This is a genomic window from Pantoea sp. CS_6, assembly GCF_041954745.1.
In the GTDB taxonomy this organism is placed as follows: Bacteria; Pseudomonadota; Gammaproteobacteria; order Enterobacterales; family Enterobacteriaceae; genus Pantoea; species Pantoea stewartii.
In genome coordinates this window covers 30,887-50,302 of record NZ_JAVAYG010000007.1, presented here as the reverse complement: position 1 = coordinate 50,302, position 19,416 = coordinate 30,887, and the positions used below count along the sequence as shown (strand labels likewise).

The following is a 19,416-nucleotide window of genomic DNA, read 5'->3' as shown; positions in this document are numbered from 1 at the left end:
AGGGCGCTTCGGCGCCCGTTTACAGGGATAACCATGCAGCTTCCGCAGTACCAACAGACCGCCTTCCGACTGGATAACGCCAGCTTTCGCGTACCGGGCCGTACGCTCCTTCATCCCGTTTCTCTCGCTTTTACGCCAGGTAAAGTCACCGCGCTGATTGGGCACAATGGTTCAGGGAAATCCACGCTGTTAAAAATGCTGGGGCGGCATCACGCGGCCAGCGAAGGGCGGGTTCTGCTCAACGAACAGCCTGTTGATCGCTGGAGCAGCAAAGCGTTTGCCCGTGAGGTCGCTTATTTGCCGCAGCAGTTACCGGCTGCGGAAGGCATGACGGTACGTGAGTTGGTGGCCATTGGGCGTTATCCCTGGCATGGTGCGCTGGGGCGCTTTACGCAGGACGATCGCGAGCGGGTCGCGCAGGCAATTGCGCGGGTTGGACTAACGCCATTCGCCTCGCGGCTGGTCGACAGCCTCTCCGGTGGTGAGCGCCAGCGTGCATGGCTGGCAATGATGGTCGCTCAGAACAGCCGCTGCCTGTTGCTGGATGAACCTACCTCTGCGCTGGATATTGCCCACCAGGTGGATGTGCTGGCGCTGATTCAGACGCTGAGCCATGAACATGGCTTAACGGTCATTACCGTCTTACACGATATTAATATGGCGGCTCGCTATTGTGACCATCTGGTCGCCTTGCGCGGCGGCGAACTGATTGCAGAAGGTGGACCAGAACACATTATGCAGGCAGATGTGCTGCAGGCGATTTACGGTATCCCAATGGGCATCTTCCCCCATCCTGGCGGCGGCGCGCCGGTGAGTTTTGTGTGTTAAGGATACGATAATGCCGGATTTATATCGCCGTCGCCTGCTGATGGCAATGGCGTTGTCGCCTCTCATCCCGTCTTTCCCATCGCCTGCGGCACAGCCTGACAGCGACCGCGTTATTGCGCTGGAGTGGCTGCCCACCGAGTTACTCCTGGCGCTGGGCGTGAACCCGTTGGGTGTGGCGGACGTGCATAACTACAACGTCTGGGTCGGACAGCCGCCATTGCCTGCGGGCGTGGTGGATGTCGGGTTACGTACCGAGCCAAATCTTGAGCTGATGACTCAGATGCATCCCTCGCTGATTCTCTGCTCGAACGGTTACGGTCCACCGAAAGATAAGCTGCGGCGCATTGCGCCGATCATGGGGTTTGACCTGCACAATGGCGATGGCAAACCGCTGAGTCGCGCACGGGCCTCATTGCGGGCGCTGGCGGCCCGACTGGGACGGGAGGCGCAGGCTGAAGCGCATCTGCAACAGGTGGATGCGGAGATTGCGGCGGCGCGTCAGCGTCTGGCGCCGCACGCCGGTCGGGCCATTTTGCTGATGTCGCTACTCGACAGCCGCCACGCTATTACCTTCGGTAAAAACAGCTTATTCCTGGAAGTGATGGCGCTTTTGAATCTGAAAAATGCCTGGCAGGGCGAAACCAGTTTTTGGGGCAGCGCCGTGATTGGACTGGAACGGCTGGCCGTTTTCCATGACGTAGAGGCCATCTGCTTCGATCATGACAATGATGCCGTGATGCAGCAATTGTCGCGAAGTCCGTTATGGCAGTCCATGCCGTTTGTTCACAGCGGCCATTTCCAGCGCGTTCCGGCGGTGTGGTACTACGGTGCGACCTTGTCAGCCCTGCACTTTATTCGCGTGCTGGAACGTGCGCTGGAGAAATCGTAATGCGTCATCGTTTTTTCCCGTTAGCCGTGACAGGTACGCTGTTCTTCCTGGCGCTGGTGTTAACCGCGATCAATCTGCAACAGGCGCTGCCCACGAACCAGTGGTTGCAGGCGCTGTGGAGACCGGACAGCAGCAACATTGAGCAAATGGTCTTTCACTACAGCTTACTGCCGCGCTGGTCACTGGCGCTGCTGGTGGGGGCAGGGCTGGGGTTAGCCGGATTACTGTTTCAGCAGGTGTTGCGCAATCCGCTGGCCGAACCGGGCACGTTAGGCGTTTCATCCGGCGCGCAGTTAGGGATGACCGTCGCGACCTTATGGCACCTGCCGGGTGGGGCGCTGGCTCATCAGTTCGCCGCGTCGGGTGGCGCGCTGTTGGTCGGTGCGCTGGTGTTCAGCGTGGCCTGGCGCAAACGTCTGTCGCCCGTTACGCTGATTCTGGCAGGGCTGGTTCTCAGCCTGTACAGCGGCGCAGTGAACCAAATATTTGCCATCTTTAACCACGATCAACTGCAGAATATGTTTCTGTGGAGCACCGGCACGTTGAATCAGATGAGCTGGGACAGCGTTACCCAACTCTGGCCACGTCTGGTGCTGGCGCTGGTGCTGTCTCTGGCACTACTGAGACCGCTTACGCTGATGGGGCTGGACGATGGCGTCGCCAAAAATCTTGGGTTAGCGCTGTCTGCTACGCGGCTGGCCGTCCTGGTTCTGGCCATCTTGCTGAGCGCTCAGTTGGTGAGCGTAGCGGGGATCATTGGCTTCATTGGTTTATTTGCACCGCTGCTGGCAAGGCTGCTGGGTGGACGGCGGTTACTGAGCCGCATGCTGCTGGCACCTCTGATTGGTGCACTGCTGCTCTGGCTGGCGGATGCCTGCGTACTCTGGCTCACGGCGCACTGGCGCGAGGTCTCCACCGGAACCGTGACGGCGCTGCTGGGCGTGCCCATTCTGTTGGCGCTGTTACCTCGCCTGCGAACCGGATCCGTTCCGCCTGCGCTGGATCAGGGGGACAACGTGCCGGTCGAGCGATACCGTTACGGGCGCTGGACGCTGGTGGGATTGCTGATGCTGGGCGGACTGACATGGCTTTGCCTGGCCTTTGGGCGTGATGCGCATGGCTGGATTTGGACGTCTGGCGACATGCTGCAACAGTTGTTACCCTGGCGCGCGCCGCGTGTGCTGGCGGCACTGGAGGTCGGCCTGATGCTCGGTGTGGCGGGCAGCCTGATCCAGCGCCTCACCGGTAATCCCATGGCCAGTCCTGAAGTGCTGGGCATCAGTTCCGGCGCGGCCTGCGGTGTGGTCGTGATGCTGTTCTTTGTTCCCGGCAACGCGCTGGCATTTCTGTTGCCGGCAGGTGCGCTGGGGGCGGCGATAACGCTGGCGGTTATTATGCTGGTCGCCAGTCGTGGTGGTTTCTCACCGGAACGTATGCTACTGGCGGGTATGGCACTCAACAGCGCCTTTGTCACCATTCTGATGCTGTTGATGGCAAGTGGCGATCCGCGCATGGCAGGGTTACTGACCTGGATATCCGGATCAACTTACAACATCAGTGCTACGCAGGCGCTGCAAAGTGCAGGCTGTGCGGCTGTTTTAGTGGCATTAGCGCCACTGGCCAGCCGCTGGTTAACCATTCTGCCACTTGGCAGCATGACCGCACGGTCTGTCGGTATGGCACTGACGGGTTCACGACTCGCCCTGTTGTTGTTAGCGGCGGCTTTAACGGCTTGCGCCACGCTGACGATTGGGCCGCTGAGCTTTGTCGGCTTAATGGCACCCCATATGGCCCGTATGTTGGGCTTTCGCCGCGCGCTGCCACAGGTTTTATTGTCTGGCGTGCTGGGGGCCGGGTTAATGGTGGCCGCAGACTGGTGCGGGCGCATGCTCGCCTTTCCCAGTCAGATTCCGGCGGGCCTGATGGCGACCTTTTTGGGCGCACCCTATTTTATCTGGCTACTGCGCCGTTCACGTTAAAAAAAAGACCGGCTCAGCCGGTCTTTTCTCATCAGAGCTTCGCGAAACAGCGCCGGGCCGCCTCGATGGTGTGCTGAATATCCTCATCAGTGTGTGCCAGCGACATAAACCCGGCCTCAAATGCGGACGGCGCAAAATACACGCCTTCTTCGAGCATCAGGTGGAAGAAGCGCTTGAAGCGTTCCACGTCGCACTGTGTCACGTCCTGATAGCAGGTGACGCTGTCGGCATCGGTAAAGAACAGGCCAAACATGCCGCCAACCTGATTCACCACCACGGGAATATTTTCCTGTCTGGCTGCCTCAACCAGCCCCTGAGCCAGTTGTTCAGTCAGACGGTTCAGCCTGTCATGCATACCTGGCTGCGCAATCTGCGTCAGGCAGGCATAACCGGCGGCCATGGCTACGGGATTACCGGACAACGTACCGGCCTGATAAACCGGCCCGGTCGGAGCCAGCGCGGACATGACCTCGCGACGGCCACCGAACGCACCCACTGGCATGCCACCGCCGATGATTTTGCCCAGGCAGGTGAGATCCGGCTTCACGTTATAGTGTGCCTGTGCGCCGCCCAGCGCCACACGGAAGCCTGTCATCACTTCATCAATAATCAGCAGCGCACCGAACTCATCGCACAGGGCACGCAGGCCCGGCAGGAAGTCAGGCTGCGGAGGGATACAGTTCATATTGCCGGCAACAGGCTCAACGATAATGGCAGCGACAGCCGCGGGATACTGTTCAAAGGCCGCACGAACAGAATCCAGATCGTTATAGGTGCAGGTCAGCGTATGCTTAGCAAAATCGGCGGGTACGCCCGGCGAGTTGGGTTGGCCCAGCGTCAGCGCACCTGATCCGGCTTTCACCAGCAGGTGGTCGGCATGGCCGTGATAGCACCCTTCGAACTTGATGATCTTATCGCGTCCGGTAAACCCGCGCGCCAGACGAATCGCACTCATGGTCGCTTCGGTGCCGGAGTTGACCATGCGCACCATTTCCATACTCGGTACCAGGTCACATACCAGCTGCGCCATGGTGACTTCCATTTCGGTCGGCGCACCAAAGCTCAGGCCGCGCTGGGCTGCCTCAATCACAGCCTGACGAATGCCTTCGTTGTTATGTCCCAGTACCATTGGCCCCCATGAGCCAACATAGTCGATATAGGCTTTGCCATCGGCGTCATACAGACAGGCGCCATCAGCATGCTCAATGAACAGCGGAACGCCGCCGACACCGGTAAACGCACGGACCGGCGAGTTCACACCGCCGGGGATCAGGCGTTGTGCTTCGGCGAACAGTTTTTCAGACTTACTCATTTTCAGCTCCAGCAGTTCATATAATTTCGGGCTATTCTACGGAAGAGGGGCGGCCGACGAAAGCCAGATATCCCTGCGTACGACTTCTCCGCGTCAATCCGGCACAGAGTGCGAAGCTGAGCGCTTGATTGCGGCGGGTCGCTGGCAGATAATAGCAACATTGAGGTCGTTTTCTGACCCGGACGTTTACGGAGTAACTCATGAGTGATGAAGTAGTAGCACTGCCGTTGCAGTTTACCGACGCAGCAGCCAACAAAGTGAAAAATCTGATTGCTGACGAAGATAACCCGGCGCTGAAGCTGCGTGTGTATATCACTGGTGGTGGTTGCAGCGGCTTTCAGTATGGTTTCACCTTCGACGATCAAATGAACGACGGTGATATGACCATTGAAAAGCAGGGCGTTTCGCTGGTGGTTGATCCAATGAGTCTGCAGTATCTGGTAGGCGGTTCGGTGGATTACACCGAAGGTCTGGAAGGGTCGCGCTTTATCGTAACCAACCCGAACGCCAAAACCACCTGCGGTTGCGGGTCTTCCTTCAGCATCTGATCATCAGGCCGCTCTCTCCGGGCGGCCTCTTACCATTCGATTGTCACCAGTCTGTCGTTCGTTGTGCGGCTTCCCTGACGCTTCAGCACCGTTTGCGTCACGCGCGGCTGTGCGCTGCTCTGGCGACCGCAGTCAACCTGTGGCGAAGACGGGCTTCGCACGCTGTTGACTTCGCAACGTGAATAGATAACAAGTCTGACATTGATAGAGCCGGTCGTGGATCCCGCGAACGCCTGCTGCGCGATCACAAGCCCTATGGCCATAAGCAGGGCTTTAGTCATAGTGAATTCCTGGTGTAGTCAAAAGCGCATCGCGCTGAAGGACGGCGGGCTTACATGGCACGCGTCTCTTAAATAACGTTAACGGCAGTGAAAATGATTACTTTAATCGGCAGGGCAATATTCAGTGGCCTGAAGATGCCTTTGGGGCAGGATGCAGTGCCTCACAGAGCTGCTCTGCGGCTAACAGGATACGCGGGCCCGGACGGCTGAGCCAGTCCTCGTTAATGGCAATGATGCGTACGTTAAGCTGCGGTCGCCAGAACTGCGCAAGCGTTTCAGCCTGTTGCGAACCGCCCGTTGTCACAATGACCTGAGGGTGGCGCATCAGGACCTGCTCCCGGCTCACCTGAGGCCAGCTCACCGGACTTGCGGCAAAAATATTTTGCCCGCCACACAGGCCGATAATGTCATTTTGCAGCGTCGCTTTAGCCGCCGTATACAGGGGGGAAAGACCAAACTGCACAAAAATGCGTACGGGGGGTTGCGGACGGTAGCGTTGGCGCAAGGCTGCGACCTGCTGGCGTAGTTGCGTAGCGGCCTGTGTAGCACGCTGGGGGGACGGGCTCCATCGGGCTAATCCAGCCAGCGAATGAATCATGTCATCCAGTGTCGAGGTGGCGACCCATTCCACATGAATCCCTGAGTGCACTAACTGCGCCACCTGACGGGATGAGGTGCCGCCGGGCCATGCCAGCACAACATCGGGCTTAAGCTGTAAAATGCGCTCAAGGTTCATCCCCTGCCAGGTCGCGACCTGCTCAATCTTTTGTGCTTCAGCGGGATAACCCGACCAGGCACTGACCGCAACCGGCGTGATGCCAGCGGCAAAAGCCAGTTCAGTCAGGTGAGGAGCCAGGGTGATGACGCGGGGCTGTGCAGCAGGCAGGCTGCTGCAAAACAGCAGCAGCCAGCAAAACAGCAGGGATTTAGCCATGTGCCAGGCGGGCCAGCAGATTTTCCACCATCAGGGAGGACTGCTTAGCGGCAACGCTCAGGAACTCATCGAAACTCAGGTGCGATTCCTGATCGGCCACATCGGAGATCGCGCGGACGACCACAAACGGCACGTTAAACTGGTGGCAGACATGGCCGATAGCGGTGGCTTCCATCTCAACGGCAATCGCCTGTGGGAACGTCGCGCGAATGCGGGCCAGAGGGGCTGCGCCATTGATAAACGCGTCACCGCTGACCACCAGGCCGCGAACCGCGTTGAGATTCAACTGCTGAATACAGGCTTCTGCGGCGGCGATCAGCTTACTGTCTGCGGTAAAGGCCGCGGGGCAGCCCGCCATCTGGCCCGGTTCATAACCAAAGGCTGTGACATCGGCATCGTGATAGCGCACTTCATCGGACACCACAATATCGCCTACCTTTAACGAAGAGGCTAAGCCGCCCGCTGAGCCGGTGTTAATCACCAAATCGGGTTTGCACAATTGCAGTAACAATGTGGTGCCCATAGCGGCCGAGGTCTTACCAATGCCGGATTTCAGCAACGCAACGTCCACACCATTCAGTGTGCCAGTGTAAATTTCACAACCAGCCAGAGACAGGGTCTGGCGATTTTCAATTTTGTCTCGCAGCAGGGTAACTTCCTGCTCCATTGCGCCAATGATGCCTGCTTTCATTTTACGTCTCGCTAATGTAATGGATGTCAATATCAGGCATAGTCTATCATGGCAGTGACGGGATTATTTCACGAAAAAATAAGGGGACAGCTATGGCGACGATCAATTTCAGGAAGAAGATCAGCTTCACTCGCCCTTATAGCAACCGTAAAGATCCACAGGGGGAATATTTTATTACCCGCCATTTCGAAAGCGATCGTGGGCGGATCATTAATTCAGCGGCAATTCGTCGACTGCAACAAAAAACCCAGGTATTCCCGCTTGAGCGCAACGCCGCCGTACGTTCCCGTCTGACGCATTCGCTTGAAGTGCAACAAACCGGCCGGTATATCAGCAAAGAAATTCTGCAGACGCTAAAGATGCAGGGCGGACTGGCGAAATATGGTCTGGATGACATGGAAGGGGCGTTCGAAAGCCTCGTCGAAATGGCCTGCCTGTTACATGACGTAGGTAACCCACCGTTTGGGCATTTTGGCGAAGCCGCCATTAATGACTGGTTTGAAGATAACCTGCCCGCTGAACTGGTCGATCCGCTGGTTGCGGGTGTTGAAAACGAGGCGCAGCGCGCGGACTTTGATCGCATGAATGCCATGATTCGTCAGGATTTGTGCCACTTCGAAGGGAATGCTCAGGCTATTCGCATGGTGCATTCGCTGCTGCAACTCAACCTGAGCTATTCTCAGGTAGCCTGCATCCTGAAATATACCGCGCCCGCCTGGTGGCAGGGGGAAAAACCGGCTCAGTTTAGCGTATTAATGAAAAAGCCGGGCTTCTATTTATCTGAGCGGGAATATATCGATGAGCTTCGCACTGCCACAAATTTGACGGAACACCATCGCTTTCCGCTGACCTATATCATGGAAGCCGCTGACGACATCTCCTATTGTATTGCCGATTTAGACGATGCCGTTGAAAAAGCCATATTTAACGTGGACAGTCTGTATGAATATCTCAGCAAGGCCTGGGGAACAATAAATAATAACGATGCCTTCAGTCGTACAGTGGGGGAAGCGTGGCGCGAAGCGGGCAGTAAAAAACGCCGTAGCCGTAGCGATCAGTTTTTTATGTCGCTGCGGGTCAATGTTCAGAATGTTTTGGTCACCTACGCGGTGAAACGTTTTATTGATAATCTGCCTGCCATATTCGAGGGACACTTCAACCATGCTTTATTAGAAGACGAAGGTGAAGAGGGCCGTTTATTACAGATTTTTAAAACCGTGGCGCGCCAGCAGGTGTTTAATCATTCCGAAGTTGAGCAACTGGAACTGCAGGGTTATCGGGTAATTAAGGGCTTGCTAGAAATATATCAGCCGCTGATGTCGCTCAATTATGAAGCGTTTACCACACTAATAAATGAAGACTTTTTACGCCATCATCCCATAGAGACCCGACTGTTCCATAAACTGTCTGGTAAACACCGAAAAGCCTATTTGTATAAAATGCGTACATTGGTTGTTGAGCATAAATATGAGCGTTTGTTATGGGAACGTTATTATCGTTTTCGTCTGATTCAGGATTACATTAGTGGCATGACGGATCTCTATGCCTGGGATGAGTATCGTCGCTTAATGGCGGTGGAATAACCCGAGAATTGTAAAGAGCGCGAATAAATTTTTACTTTTGCCTAAAACTTTTAGAGGAACTTCGCGCTAAAACATTTATCTCAACATTCGACCACAGCAATGGTCAGTATATCCATCATTGTGAGATACCAAAATGAAAAAAACCTCGTTAATGTTAAGCGCCCTGGCGCTTAGTCTTGGCATGGCACTGACCCCTGTGAGTGCTTTCGCTGCGGAAACATCCTCTTCCGTGTCATCCACCAACAGCCAGCAGTTGCCGAGCCTTGCGCCAATGCTGGAAAAGGTTATGCCTTCAGTCGTGAGTATCAGCGTTGAAGGAAGTACGACGGTCAAAACGCCACGGATGCCGCAGCAGTTTCAGCAATTTTTTGGCGATAATTCGCCTTTCTGCCAGGACGGTTCGCCGTTCATGGGCTCACCGCTTTGCCAGGGCGGTGACGGTGGCGGTGCCCCTGCCGCGCCAGATACGCAGCAGCAAAAATTTAGAGCGCTGGGCTCTGGTGTCATCATTAACGCTGAAAAAGGCTATGTGGTCACCAATAACCATGTGGTAAACGACGCGACGAAAATTCAGGTAAAACTGAGCGATGGTCGCAGTTACGATGCCAAAGTGATTGGTAAAGATCCCAGCTCGGATATCGCATTAATTCAGCTGGAAGGTGCTAAAAATCTTACCGCGATTAAGATGGCCGACTCTGACAATTTACGGGTAGGCGATTACGCCGTGGCGATTGGTAACCCGTATGGTCTGGGTGAAACCGTTACGTCTGGTATCGTGTCCGCGCTGGGACGCAGTGGCCTGAATGTTGAAAACTATGAGAACTTTATTCAAACCGATGCGGCCATCAACCGGGGTAACTCGGGTGGCGCTCTGGTAAATCTCAACGGCGAGCTGATTGGCATCAACACCGCTATCCTGGCCCCGGACGGCGGCAACATTGGTATTGGTTTCGCCATCCCGAGCAACATGGTGAAAAACCTGACGGCACAAATGGTGGAATACGGCCAGGTTAAACGCGGCGAGCTGGGCATTATGGGGACCGAGCTTAACTCTGAGCTGGCGAAGGCGATGAAAGTCGATGCGCAACGTGGTGCATTCGTCAGTCAGGTCGTACCGAACTCCGCGGCGGCGAAGGGCGGTATTAAAGCGGGTGACGTCATTGTGTCGATGAACGGTAAGCCGTTAACCAGCTTTGCTTCACTGCGTGCCGAAGTCGGTTCGTTGCCGGTAGGAACCACGCTGAAACTTGGCATACTGCGTGACGGTAAACCGCTGGATGTGACGGTTCAGCTGCAGCAGAGCACGCAGGACAAGGTGCAGTCCGCCACCATTTACACCGGTATTGAAGGCGCGGATCTGAGCAATAATTCAGGTAAAGAGAAAGGCGTTCGGGTTGACAGCGTGAAAGCGGGCAGCGCGGCGGCCAGAATTGGCCTGAAAAAAGGCGACCTGATTCTTGGCGTCAACCAGCAGGCCGTCAGCAATCTGGGCGAACTGCGTAAAATCCTCGATACCAAGCCACCGGTACTGGCGTTGAACGTGCAGCGCGGAGACAGTTCACTGTATCTGCTGGCGCAGTAATCACAGGCAGCGGTTTATCAGGCGGACTTCGGTCCGCCTTTTTTATGGCGATGCGCACAAATGTGATGGTCGCCGCATTTCTGTTAATGCCTGCCAGGCCTTGTGCAGATGCACAATGTTCTCCCGGTATCGCGCGTCTATGCTGTTTTCCCCCTCTTTATGACTCAGGAGTACAGGATGGCAACCTGTCATCTCGACGCACGACTGGCGCAGGAAATTGTCGCGCGCACTATGAAAATCATTGATGGCAATGTCAACGTTATGGATGCGCGAGGACGGATTATTGGCAGCGGTGACCGGGAGCGCATCGGCGAATTACACGAGGGTGCATTGTTAGTGCTGTCTCAGGGACGTATTGTGGATATTGACGATGCGGTGGCCCGGCATCTGCATGGAGTCAGGCCGGGAATTAATCTGCCGTTGCGTATCGACGGGATGATTGTTGGAGTGATTGGTCTGACGGGCGAGCCGGGTGCGCTGCGTCACTATGGTGAATTAGTCTGTATGGCCGCAGAGATGATGCTGGAGCAGGCGCGGCTGTTGCACATGCTGGCGCAGGACAGCCGTCTGCGGGAAGAGTTGGTGCTCAATCTCATTCGCAGTGACGCGCTCTCCCCGCAACTCACCGAATGGGCGCAGCGCCTCGGCATCGATCTTAATCAGCCCCGAATCGTGGCGGTGATCGAAGTGGACAGCGGGCAGCTTGGCGTTGACAGCGCGATGTCAGAATTACAGCAGTTGCAGACGTTATTGACGACACCGGCGCGGGATAACCTGATTGCCATCGTCTCACTAACCGAAATGGTCGTGCTGAAACCGGCATTAAATGCACACGGACGTTATGATCAACACGATCACCGCAGGCGGGTCGAACAGCTCATGCAGCGCATGAAGGAAAGTGGTCATCTGCGCATGCGTATTGCGCTGGGCAATTTCTTTACGGGCATGGGCAGCATTGCACGTTCATATCGTACTGCGCGAACAACGATGGCGGTGGGAAAGCAGCGTATGCCCGAGGTTCGCAGCTATTTTTATCAGGATTTGATGCTGCCGGTCCTGCTCGACAGCTTACGGGGTGGCTGGCAGTCAAATGAACTGGCGCGTCCGCTGGAAAAGCTAAAAAGCATGGACAGCAACGGTTTGCTGCGACGCACGCTGAGTGCCTGGTTCAGCAACAATGTGCAGCCCGGCGCGACGTCGCGTGCGCTTTTTATTCATCGAAATACCCTGGAATACCGTTTAAATCGTATCGCTGAATTGACGGGACTCAACCTGGGCAAAGTCGACGATCGCCTGCTGTTGTACATCGCGATCCAACTGGATGAGCAGGGCTGACAGGGCCCGAAAAAACGAAGAGGACAGACTGATGCGCGCACGGCGTTGGGGATGTGGCTTACTGATACTTGCGTTCACCTGCCAGGCGGCGGCAACGGACACGCTGATTTTTCTCTCGACAAAGGCTTTGCTCACCACACGACAGGCCATCCAGAATCAGCAGGCAAGCCCACGTACGCAGCAAGCCTGGCAACAGCTGAAACAGCAGGCGGATAAGGCGCTTAAGCAGCCCGATCCCAGCGTCATGGACAAAGGTCTGGTGCCCCCCAGCGGCTCGCGACACGATTATCTCAGCCTGAGCGCGTACTGGTGGCCGGACGCCCGGCAGAAAACGGGGCTTCCGTGGAGCCGTCGGGATGGCGAGGTGAATCCCGACACAAAAAACAACCAAACAGACGGGCTGCGTTTTGCGCGTTTTAGTGCCGATGTGCAGGCACTGACGCTGGCCTGGTTCTTTTCGGGCGATGTACGCTATGCCAGTAAAGCCCAATCGATGATCCGTCACTGGTTTATCGATCCTGCCAGCCGCATGAACCCCAACCTTAACTTTGCGCAAGGCGTGCCGGGCATCAGCACGGGTCGGCATGATGGCGTACTGGATGGGCGTTATTTTGCCACCCGCATTGTTGATGCGTTGATATTGCTGCGTCAGTCACCTGGCTGGCGTGCAGGCGACGAGGCCGCGCTACAGCGCTGGTTCCACGACTACCTTACCTGGCTGCAAACCAGTAAGCTGGCGCGCCAGGAGCGGCATGCGGCCAACAATCACGGTAGCTGGTATTGTGTCCAGGTGGCCGGGATTGCCGCTTACCTGCATAACGACGCCGTTATGAGGGACATGATGGCGCTGGCTAAAACGAAGATCGATGAGCAAATAGCGCGTGATGGCACGCAGCCGCTTGAACTAGCCCGCACCCGCTCTTTTCACTACAGTTTTTTTAATTTACAGGCGCTGACTGCGATAGCGGCCTTGTCGTCTCAGCGCGGTGAGGAGGATCTCTGGCACTACTCTGACAAACAGGGCGGCTCGCTGCTGGCTGCGTTGGATTATATGGCACCGTTTAGTGATTCTGCGCGCCGCTGGCCGTGGAAGACGCGCGACCGTAACAGCGGACGCGTCATTCCCCTGCTTATGCTGGCGGATAATGCGCTGGGTTCTGCACGCTATCAATCCTGGATTGGCCGGTTTGACTGGCGTGAGGCGACTGAAGATGTCTTGCGTGAAGGAGCGTTGCTGCGGCAGGAGTAGGAGGGCATAAAAAAGGCCCGCCGCACAAAGTGACGCTCACTCAGGACGGCAGGCTATAGTGCGTTTGAAGGGATTAACGGCCGCTGCGGGTCAGTTTTTCCAGATCGGATTCAATTTCCGCGATCTTGTGTGACACCACACCTTCCAGATGACGCAGATCGTCCAGAATTTTACGTTTCAGATCGACTTCAACCTGATCGCGCTGGCAAATTTGATCCAGCTCATCGATGACATAGCGCAGGTTAGGGCTGATTTCCTGCACTTCACGGTAGCCCTGCGACGCATTATCGGCGACGACCGTTTTACGCTGACGAGGGTATTTAAATTTCACGCTTTTAGCGAAAAATTCGCCTTTATCTTTGCGGAAATAAATTTTCAAAATATCGTTATTCGCTTCCTGACGCAGGCTGTAGCGATCGATATCGTCGGGGTTACTAATGCCTAAGCTCTTAATATTGTCATACATAACGTTTTTTCCACCAAATGATAAGCGCGCAGAATTGTTCATGACTTAATGACTGTAGACATAAATAACATGAATCAGTGCGCAACAGGATTTAACTGGCGCGAATTATGACCTGGATGAAAAGTAAACGCACCCGTTGGTTCGCGTTGAAAAACAACATTACCCGTAACAGCTGTAAACAAAAGATGACGGGCTGTCAGGCAGCCCGTCCACAAGCTTAGTCGATCGTGCGCAGCAATTCATTAATGCCGGTTTTGGCCAGTGTTTTGGCATCCACTTTTTTCACGATAACCGCGCAATACAGGCTGTAGCTGCCATCTTTTGACGGCAGATTACCAGAGACGACGACCGATCCGGCAGGTACGCGTCCGTAATGAATTTCACCGGTTTCGCGGTCATAAATTTTGGTGCTTTGACCAATATAAACGCCCATTGAAATAACGGAACCTTCTTCAACAATCACGCCTTCAACAATTTCAGAACGTGCGCCGATGAAGCAGTTATCTTCAATAATGGTCGGATTAGCCTGCAGGGGCTCAAGCACCCCACCGATGCCTACGCCACCAGATAAGTGGACATTTTTACCAATTTGCGCACAGGAGCCCACGGTGGCCCAGGTGTCCACCATCGTTCCTTCGTCAACAAAGGCACCGATGTTCACATAGGAAGGCATCAACACGGTATTACGTGCAATAAAGGCACCTTTACGCACGGCGGCAGGCGGTACGACGCGGAAACCGGCGGCCTTAAAGCGCGCATCGTCCCAGTCAGCGAATTTCATTGGCACTTTGTCGTAAAAGCGTGTTTCTGCGCCTTCCATGACCTGATTGTCATTGATGCGGAAAGAGAGCAGAACGGCTTTTTTCAGCCACTGATGCGTTACCCATTCACCGTCGATTTTTTCAGAAACGCGCAGCTCACCACTGTCCAGTTTGGCGATAACCTGATTAATCGCGTCGCGGGTTTCAGTATCCACACTGGTCGGGGTGATATCAGCGCGACGTTCGAAGGCAGATTCAATAACACTCTGTAACTGTTGCATATTTTTTCCTGATCTGTCATTTGGGGTGCCGGTCAGCGACCAGCACAGGTAAAAAGTGAAAGTTCACAAATTGAAGCGGGTCACACTTTATCGTTTGGATTAAGGGCCTCTGTCAACCGTTGTTGCAGGGTCTGGCGCATTTCCTCATCCAGTGCCCGGCGTTCGCTATTGGCCAGAATAAACAAATCTTCGACACGTTCTCCAATGGTACTGATGCGCGCGCCATGCAGTGATACGCCGAGATCGGCAAACACCTCGCCGACGCGCGCCAGCAAGCCAGGCTGATCGAGCGCCACCAGTTCCAGATAACTCCGGCGATCGGTATGCGTCGGCAGAAAGTTTACTTCGGTATCCACGCTGAAATGGCGGAGTCGGGCAGCCTGACGGCGGGTACGTGGTGGCACCCAGTCTGACTGCGTAATCGCCTGTTCCAGCGCCTGAATGATCAGCGCATGACGATCGGGAGCCAGCGGGCTGCCATCCGGCTCCAGCACGATAAACGTATCCATCGCCATACCATCGCGGCTGGTAAAAATCTGCGCATCATGCACGCTGAGATTGCGGCGATCCAGCTCACCGGCCACGGCGGCAAACAGGTGTGGCCGGTCCGGGCTCCAGATAAAAATTTCTGTACCGCCTCGTGTAGCCTGTGGGCTTACCAGCACCAACGGTTTACGCAGATCGTGTTCCAGTAAATGGCGCGCATGCCAGGCGATCTGATTCGGCGTGTGACGCAGGAAGTAATCGGCACGGCACCGGTTCCATATGTGGTGAAGGCGGGCTTCATCGATGTTGTCCATGCGCAACAGTGCCAGCGCCTGTAAACGGTGATGGCGGACACGCTCACGCAGATCCGGGCTGTTCTCCATGCCGCGGCGCAGCTGTTTTTCAGTGGCAAAGAACAGTTCTCGCAGCAGACTTTGCTTCCAGCTGTTCCACAAGCTTTCATTAGTGGCGCAGATGTCGGCAACGGTCAGGCAAACCAGATAACGCAGCCGGTTCTCGTTCTGCATGACTTCGGCGAACTGTTGAATGACCGTAGGATCCTGAATGTCGCGGCGCTGCGCGGTAACTGACATCAGCAGATGATGACGAACCAGCCAGGCCACTAACTGGGTTTCACGTGAGTTAAGACCGTGCATCTCCGCAAACGCCAGCGCGTCCTGCGCACCCAGCACGGAGTGATCGCCGTTACGCCCTTTCGCGATGTCGTGTAACAGCGCAGCCATTAACAGTAATTCCTGTTGTGGCAGGCGAGGCCAGAGTTCAACGCACAACGGATGTTGCGGGCGCGTTGCTTCATTGGCAAAGCTCTCCAGTTTCTGCAACACCCGGATAGTGTGCTCATCGACGGTATAAGCATGAAATAAATCAAACTGCATCTGCCCGACAATGTGGCCCCAGAGCGGCGTATAGGCCCAGAGCACGCTGTGGCGATGCATCGGGACCAGCGCGCGACTGACCGCACCGGGATGACGCAGAATCGACATAAACAGGCGACGCGCTTCAGGCAACTGGCATAAGGGTTGCTCAAGATGACGTCGTGTATGACGCAGGCGGCGCAGTGTAGTGGAGTAGATCCCTTTGATGTTTTCATTGCGTACCATGACATAGAACATACGCAAGATCGCCTGGGGTTCCCGATCAAACAGGGTTTCATCACGCAGATCGATCAGGTTACCGCGCAGCTGGAAATCGTCATCAATGGCATAAGGTTTTTCATTGGTGGAGAGCGCCAGAATGGCCTCATCGAACAGTTGCAACAGCATCTGGTTAAGCTCACCGATGCGCCGCGTGACGCGGTAAAAATCTTTCATCATGCGTTCGACCGGTTCGTTGCCTTCTCCCTCATAATTCAGGCGCCGGGCAACGCTGAGCTGGCGGTCAAACAGCAGGCGGTTATCGTACCGTGGCAGAGACAGGTGCAGGGCAAAGCGAATGCGCCAGAGAAACGCCTGGCACTCATTCAGCTCGCTGCGCTCTGCGTCCGTCAGGAAACCAAAGCCTGACATCTCATCCAGCGTGGTCGCGCCAAAGTGGCGACGGGCAACCCATTGTAAGGTATGAATGTCACGTAACCCGCCGGGGCTGCTTTTGATATCCGGTTCCAGGTTATAGCTGGTACCGTGATAACGTGTATGGCGTTCCTGCTGCTCGTCGATTTTGGCGGCAAAAAAGCGGGATGATGGCCAGAAGCCATCGCTGAAGACATTTTTTTGTAATTCCAGAAACAGCGCGACATCGCCGGTCAGCATTCGGGCTTCAATCAGATTGGTCGCCACGGTCAGATCGGACAGCCCTTCCAGCAGGCACTCTTCGAGGCTACGTACACTGTGGCCGACCTCCAGCTTGAGATCCCACATCAGCGTCAGTAGCGCGCTGGCGCTCTGCGCCGCCTGCTCATCCAGCGGTTGACGGCTGAGAATTAAGATATCAATATCGGAAAGGGGATGCAGTTCACCGCGGCCGTAACCGCCGACGGCGACAAGCGTGATGGCTTTCATGCTGTCGAAGCCAAAAAAACGCCACAAACGGCGCAGCAGGCGATCGATAAACAGCGTTCGGGCGTGAATCAGATCTTCGACAGGCTCACCGGCATCAAACGCCGCCGCCAGGTGCTGCTGGAAGCCCTCCAGACGTTGCTTTAAGACGTCGCGTGTCAGCGTATCGTCTTGCCACTCGCCAGGGGAATCATTCAGGCCGTTTTTCACTTCTTGCGACAGGCTCATGCAACGCTCTCATCATTAACCATAAAAAAACCGGCAGAGCGCCGGCTTTTTTATTCGTGGTGGAATTACTCCTGGTTAACTAACACCGCAGGCAGGGTGTCGTCTTTTCGCAGGGTTAAAATCTCACAGCCGTTATCCGTCACCACAATAGTATGCTCGTACTGCGCCGACAAGCTGCGATCTTTGGTTTTCACCGTCCAGCCGTCTTTCATGGTACGAATGCGGTAATCACCGGCGTTCACCATTGGTTCAACGGTAAAGGTCATTCCTGCCTGCAGGACCACTCCGCCGTCATCCGCGTCGTAATGCAGCACCTGAGGCTCTTCATGGAAGCCTTTGCCAATGCCGTGACCGCAGTATTCCCGCACGACAGAGAAGTCATTCGCTTCGACGTATTTTTGAATCGCGCGGCCCAGCTCGCGCAGCCGAATGCCCGGCTTAACTAAACGCAGTGACAGATAAAGGCTTTCCTGCGTCACGCGGCACAGACGTTCGCCCTGAATGGTGGGTTTACCCACGATAAACATTTTGGACGTATCGCCATGGTAATCGTCTTTAATCACGGTCACGTCAATGTTAACGATATCCCCGTCTTTTAACGGGCGATCGTCACTGGGGATGCCATGGCAAACCACTTCATTCACTGAGATACAGACAGATTTAGGAAAACCGTGGTAACCCAGGCAGGCAGACACCGCCTGCTGCTTCTCGGTAATGTGCGCATGACAAAGGCGATCCAGTTCGCCCGTCGTCACGCCAGGCTGCACGTGCGGTTCGATCATTTCAAGCACTTCCGCAGCCAGCCGACCTGCGACGCGCATTTTTTCGATTTCTTCGGGAGTTTTTATTGAGATTGCCATTAAATTATTCCGCTGTTGCTGAAATTTTCAGCAATAATGAACGCTGTGCTGTCATGTTAACAGCAAGCCAAAAGGGCTGCCAAACGGAGAACGCATCGCGCGCCATAAGCGAACAATTATTGGCGTCCAGAGCCTGATTGTGGTATAAAGCGCGCCGACGATTCTCTGTGGGCTGCAAGGTCAACGGGAACCGCAATAATCTCACTATGTGTACTAAAACACACATGTATCGACACATACGCCGGGGTGCCTTGAAAGAGGTCGGTTGTATGGGATACATGGAGGCCCAACCCCAATTAAACTAGAGGTAGTAATCATGGCAACTGTTTCCATGCGCGATATGCTCAAGGCTGGTGTTCACTTCGGTCACCAGACCCGTTACTGGTGCCCAAAAATGAAGCCATTCATTTTCGGTGCGCGTAACAAAGTTCACATCATCAACCTTGAGAAAACCGTACCAATGTTCAACGAAGCTCTGGCTGAGTTGACCAAAATCTCTTCCCGTAAAGGTAAGATTCTGTTCGTTGGTACCAAGCGCGCTGCTGCCGAAGCGGTAAAAGAGTCTGCACTGAGCTGCGACCAGTTCTTCGTAAACCACCGCTGGTTGGGTGGTATGCTGACTAACTGGAAAACCGTTCGTCAGTCTATCAAACGTCTGAAAGAGCTTGAGACCCAGTCTCAGGACGGCACTTTCGACAAACTGACCAAGAAAGAAGCGCTGATGCGCGCTCGTGAGCTGGCCAAGCTGGAAAACAGCCTGGGCGGTATCAAAGACATGGGCGGTTTGCCGGATGCACTGTTTGTTGTCGATGCTGACCACGAACACATCGCAATCAAAGAAGCAAACAACCTGGGCATCCCAGTATTTGCTATCGTTGATACTAACTCTGATCCGGATGGCGTTGATTACGTTATCCCAGGTAACGACGATGCGATCCGTGCTATCAACCTGTACCTGACTGCCGTTGCGACTACCGTTCGCGAAGGCCGTTCTCAGGATCTGGCTGAGCAGGCTGAAGAAGCGTCTTTAGAAAACGCTTAATTAAGGTTTGCTCTGTAGAAGAGCCCTTAGCATTCAGATGTGATCTGTAAGGGGCCAAACATGGCC

The 19,416-nt window shown here is 55.0% G+C and carries 17 protein-coding genes; 9 read left to right on the top strand and 8 right to left on the bottom strand.

The window, feature by feature from the left end; genetic code table 11:
* The first annotated feature begins 33 nt into the window (after positions 1 to 33).
* Genes fhuC through fhuB form a run of 3 tightly spaced genes read left to right on the top strand, consistent with a single transcriptional unit; the run spans position 34 to position 3,696 of the window.
* On the top strand, positions 34 to 828 hold the full coding sequence (fhuC, locus tag RAC90_RS12150; protein WP_033740296.1) for a Fe3+-hydroxamate ABC transporter ATP-binding protein FhuC: 795 nt from the start codon (positions 34 to 36) through the stop codon (positions 826 to 828).
* A 10-nt stretch (positions 829 to 838) separates the two neighbouring features.
* The gene (fhuD, locus tag RAC90_RS12145) at positions 839 to 1,717 is read left to right on the top strand and encodes a Fe(3+)-hydroxamate ABC transporter substrate-binding protein FhuD (protein ID WP_039338689.1); all 879 of its coding nucleotides are present in this window, start codon (positions 839 to 841) and stop codon (positions 1,715 to 1,717) included.
* Positions 1,717 to 3,696: a Fe(3+)-hydroxamate ABC transporter permease FhuB gene (fhuB, locus tag RAC90_RS12140; RefSeq protein WP_375124374.1), complete on the top strand. Its 1,980-nt coding sequence runs from the start codon at positions 1,717 to 1,719 to the stop codon at positions 3,694 to 3,696. Before fhuD ends, fhuB begins: the two co-directional genes overlap by 1 nt.
* Positions 3,697 to 3,727: 31 nt before the next feature.
* On the opposite strand, the gene hemL is transcribed toward fhuB, so the two are convergent.
* Positions 3,728 to 5,008 (bottom strand): glutamate-1-semialdehyde 2,1-aminomutase, encoded by a 1,281-nt coding sequence (hemL, locus tag RAC90_RS12135; protein WP_033740299.1) that lies wholly within the window; start codon positions 5,006 to 5,008, stop codon positions 3,728 to 3,730.
* A gap of 200 nt (positions 5,009 to 5,208) precedes the next feature.
* Between hemL and erpA the strand changes: the two genes are divergently transcribed.
* Positions 5,209 to 5,556 carry an iron-sulfur cluster insertion protein ErpA gene (gene erpA, locus RAC90_RS12130; protein ID WP_006117744.1) on the top strand — a complete coding sequence of 116 codons (348 nt, stop codon included), beginning with the start codon at positions 5,209 to 5,211 and terminating at the stop codon, positions 5,554 to 5,556.
* 29 nt (positions 5,557 to 5,585) lie between these two features.
* Here erpA and RAC90_RS12125 read toward each other — a convergent pair whose 3' ends face one another.
* The 3 genes from RAC90_RS12125 to mtnN all read right to left on the bottom strand — a co-directional run bounded on the left by RAC90_RS12125 (position 5,586) and on the right by mtnN (position 7,462).
* On the bottom strand, positions 5,586 to 5,837 hold the full coding sequence (locus RAC90_RS12125; protein ID WP_110267836.1) for a hypothetical protein: 252 nt from the start codon (positions 5,835 to 5,837) through the stop codon (positions 5,586 to 5,588).
* 121 nt (positions 5,838 to 5,958) lie between these two features.
* Positions 5,959 to 6,771 (bottom strand): vitamin B12 ABC transporter substrate-binding protein BtuF, encoded by an 813-nt coding sequence (gene btuF, locus RAC90_RS12120; RefSeq protein ID WP_375124373.1) that lies wholly within the window; start codon positions 6,769 to 6,771, stop codon positions 5,959 to 5,961.
* A complete protein-coding gene (mtnN, locus tag RAC90_RS12115; RefSeq protein ID WP_006117747.1) occupies positions 6,764 to 7,462 on the bottom strand; it encodes a 5'-methylthioadenosine/S-adenosylhomocysteine nucleosidase in 699 nt (232 codons plus the stop codon). Before mtnN ends, btuF begins: the two co-directional genes overlap by 8 nt.
* A gap of 92 nt (positions 7,463 to 7,554) precedes the next feature.
* On the opposite strand from mtnN, the gene dgt reads away from it, so the two are divergent.
* The 4 genes from dgt to RAC90_RS12095 all read left to right on the top strand — a co-directional run bounded on the left by dgt (position 7,555) and on the right by RAC90_RS12095 (position 13,211).
* Complete coding sequence (dgt, locus tag RAC90_RS12110) at positions 7,555 to 9,045, top strand: dGTPase (RefSeq protein WP_006117749.1); 1,491 nt, start codon at positions 7,555 to 7,557, stop codon at positions 9,043 to 9,045.
* Between the two features lie 133 nt (positions 9,046 to 9,178).
* Positions 9,179 to 10,627, top strand: a complete 1,449-nt coding sequence (degP, locus tag RAC90_RS12105) for a serine endoprotease DegP (RefSeq protein WP_033740303.1) — start codon at positions 9,179 to 9,181, stop codon at positions 10,625 to 10,627.
* Between the two features lie 177 nt (positions 10,628 to 10,804).
* Positions 10,805 to 11,962 carry a CdaR family transcriptional regulator gene (locus RAC90_RS12100; RefSeq protein WP_054634472.1) on the top strand — a complete coding sequence of 386 codons (1,158 nt, stop codon included), beginning with the start codon at positions 10,805 to 10,807 and terminating at the stop codon, positions 11,960 to 11,962.
* A 31-nt stretch (positions 11,963 to 11,993) separates the two neighbouring features.
* Positions 11,994 to 13,211: an alginate lyase family protein gene (locus RAC90_RS12095; RefSeq protein WP_054634471.1), complete on the top strand. Its 1,218-nt coding sequence runs from the start codon at positions 11,994 to 11,996 to the stop codon at positions 13,209 to 13,211.
* A gap of 73 nt (positions 13,212 to 13,284) precedes the next feature.
* On the opposite strand, the gene RAC90_RS12090 is transcribed toward RAC90_RS12095, so the two are convergent.
* From RAC90_RS12090 to map, 4 genes are all read right to left on the bottom strand, one after another.
* Positions 13,285 to 13,677 carry a DUF3461 family protein gene (locus tag RAC90_RS12090; protein WP_006117754.1) on the bottom strand — a complete coding sequence of 131 codons (393 nt, stop codon included), beginning with the start codon at positions 13,675 to 13,677 and terminating at the stop codon, positions 13,285 to 13,287.
* 217 nt (positions 13,678 to 13,894) lie between these two features.
* Positions 13,895 to 14,719, bottom strand: coding sequence for a 2,3,4,5-tetrahydropyridine-2,6-dicarboxylate N-succinyltransferase (gene dapD / locus RAC90_RS12085; protein WP_033740308.1), 825 nt, complete (start codon positions 14,717 to 14,719; stop codon positions 13,895 to 13,897).
* Positions 14,720 to 14,799: 80 nt separating this feature from the next.
* Positions 14,800 to 17,448 carry a bifunctional uridylyltransferase/uridylyl-removing protein GlnD gene (gene glnD / locus RAC90_RS12080; protein ID WP_039338672.1) on the bottom strand — a complete coding sequence of 883 codons (2,649 nt, stop codon included), beginning with the start codon at positions 17,446 to 17,448 and terminating at the stop codon, positions 14,800 to 14,802.
* A gap of 65 nt (positions 17,449 to 17,513) precedes the next feature.
* A complete protein-coding gene (map, locus tag RAC90_RS12075) occupies positions 17,514 to 18,308 on the bottom strand; it encodes a type I methionyl aminopeptidase (protein WP_033740309.1) in 795 nt (264 codons plus the stop codon).
* A 316-nt stretch (positions 18,309 to 18,624) separates the two neighbouring features.
* Between map and rpsB the strand changes: the two genes are divergently transcribed.
* Entirely contained in the window at positions 18,625 to 19,350 is a 726-nt protein-coding gene (gene rpsB / locus RAC90_RS12070) for a 30S ribosomal protein S2 (protein WP_006117758.1), read from the top strand.
* The last annotated feature ends 66 nt before the right edge of the window (positions 19,351 to 19,416 follow it).

Coding starts and splice junctions, on each gene's coding strand:
- RAC90_RS12095 (WP_054634471.1), top strand. CDS start 11,994: ATGCGCGCACGGCGTTGGGGATGTGGCTTACTGATACTTGCGTTCACC.
- mtnN (WP_006117747.1), bottom strand. CDS start 7,462: ATGAAAGCAGGCATCATTGGCGCAATGGAGCAGGAAGTTACCCTGCTG.
- glnD (WP_039338672.1), bottom strand. CDS start 17,448: ATGAGCCTGTCGCAAGAAGTGAAAAACGGCCTGAATGATTCCCCTGGC.
- RAC90_RS12090 (WP_006117754.1), bottom strand. CDS start 13,677: ATGTATGACAATATTAAGAGCTTAGGCATTAGTAACCCCGACGATATC.
- RAC90_RS12100 (WP_054634472.1), top strand. CDS start 10,805: ATGGCAACCTGTCATCTCGACGCACGACTGGCGCAGGAAATTGTCGCG.
- fhuD (WP_039338689.1), top strand. CDS start 839: ATGCCGGATTTATATCGCCGTCGCCTGCTGATGGCAATGGCGTTGTCG.
- hemL (WP_033740299.1), bottom strand. CDS start 5,008: ATGAGTAAGTCTGAAAAACTGTTCGCCGAAGCACAACGCCTGATCCCC.
- dapD (WP_033740308.1), bottom strand. CDS start 14,719: ATGCAACAGTTACAGAGTGTTATTGAATCTGCCTTCGAACGTCGCGCT.
- btuF (WP_375124373.1), bottom strand. CDS start 6,771: ATGGCTAAATCCCTGCTGTTTTGCTGGCTGCTGCTGTTTTGCAGCAGC.
- RAC90_RS12125 (WP_110267836.1), bottom strand. CDS start 5,837: ATGACTAAAGCCCTGCTTATGGCCATAGGGCTTGTGATCGCGCAGCAG.
- fhuB (WP_375124374.1), top strand. CDS start 1,717: ATGCGTCATCGTTTTTTCCCGTTAGCCGTGACAGGTACGCTGTTCTTC.
- fhuC (WP_033740296.1), top strand. CDS start 34: ATGCAGCTTCCGCAGTACCAACAGACCGCCTTCCGACTGGATAACGCC.
- map (WP_033740309.1), bottom strand. CDS start 18,308: ATGGCAATCTCAATAAAAACTCCCGAAGAAATCGAAAAAATGCGCGTC.
- erpA (WP_006117744.1), top strand. CDS start 5,209: ATGAGTGATGAAGTAGTAGCACTGCCGTTGCAGTTTACCGACGCAGCA.
- degP (WP_033740303.1), top strand. CDS start 9,179: ATGAAAAAAACCTCGTTAATGTTAAGCGCCCTGGCGCTTAGTCTTGGC.
- rpsB (WP_006117758.1), top strand. CDS start 18,625: ATGGCAACTGTTTCCATGCGCGATATGCTCAAGGCTGGTGTTCACTTC.
- dgt (WP_006117749.1), top strand. CDS start 7,555: ATGGCGACGATCAATTTCAGGAAGAAGATCAGCTTCACTCGCCCTTAT.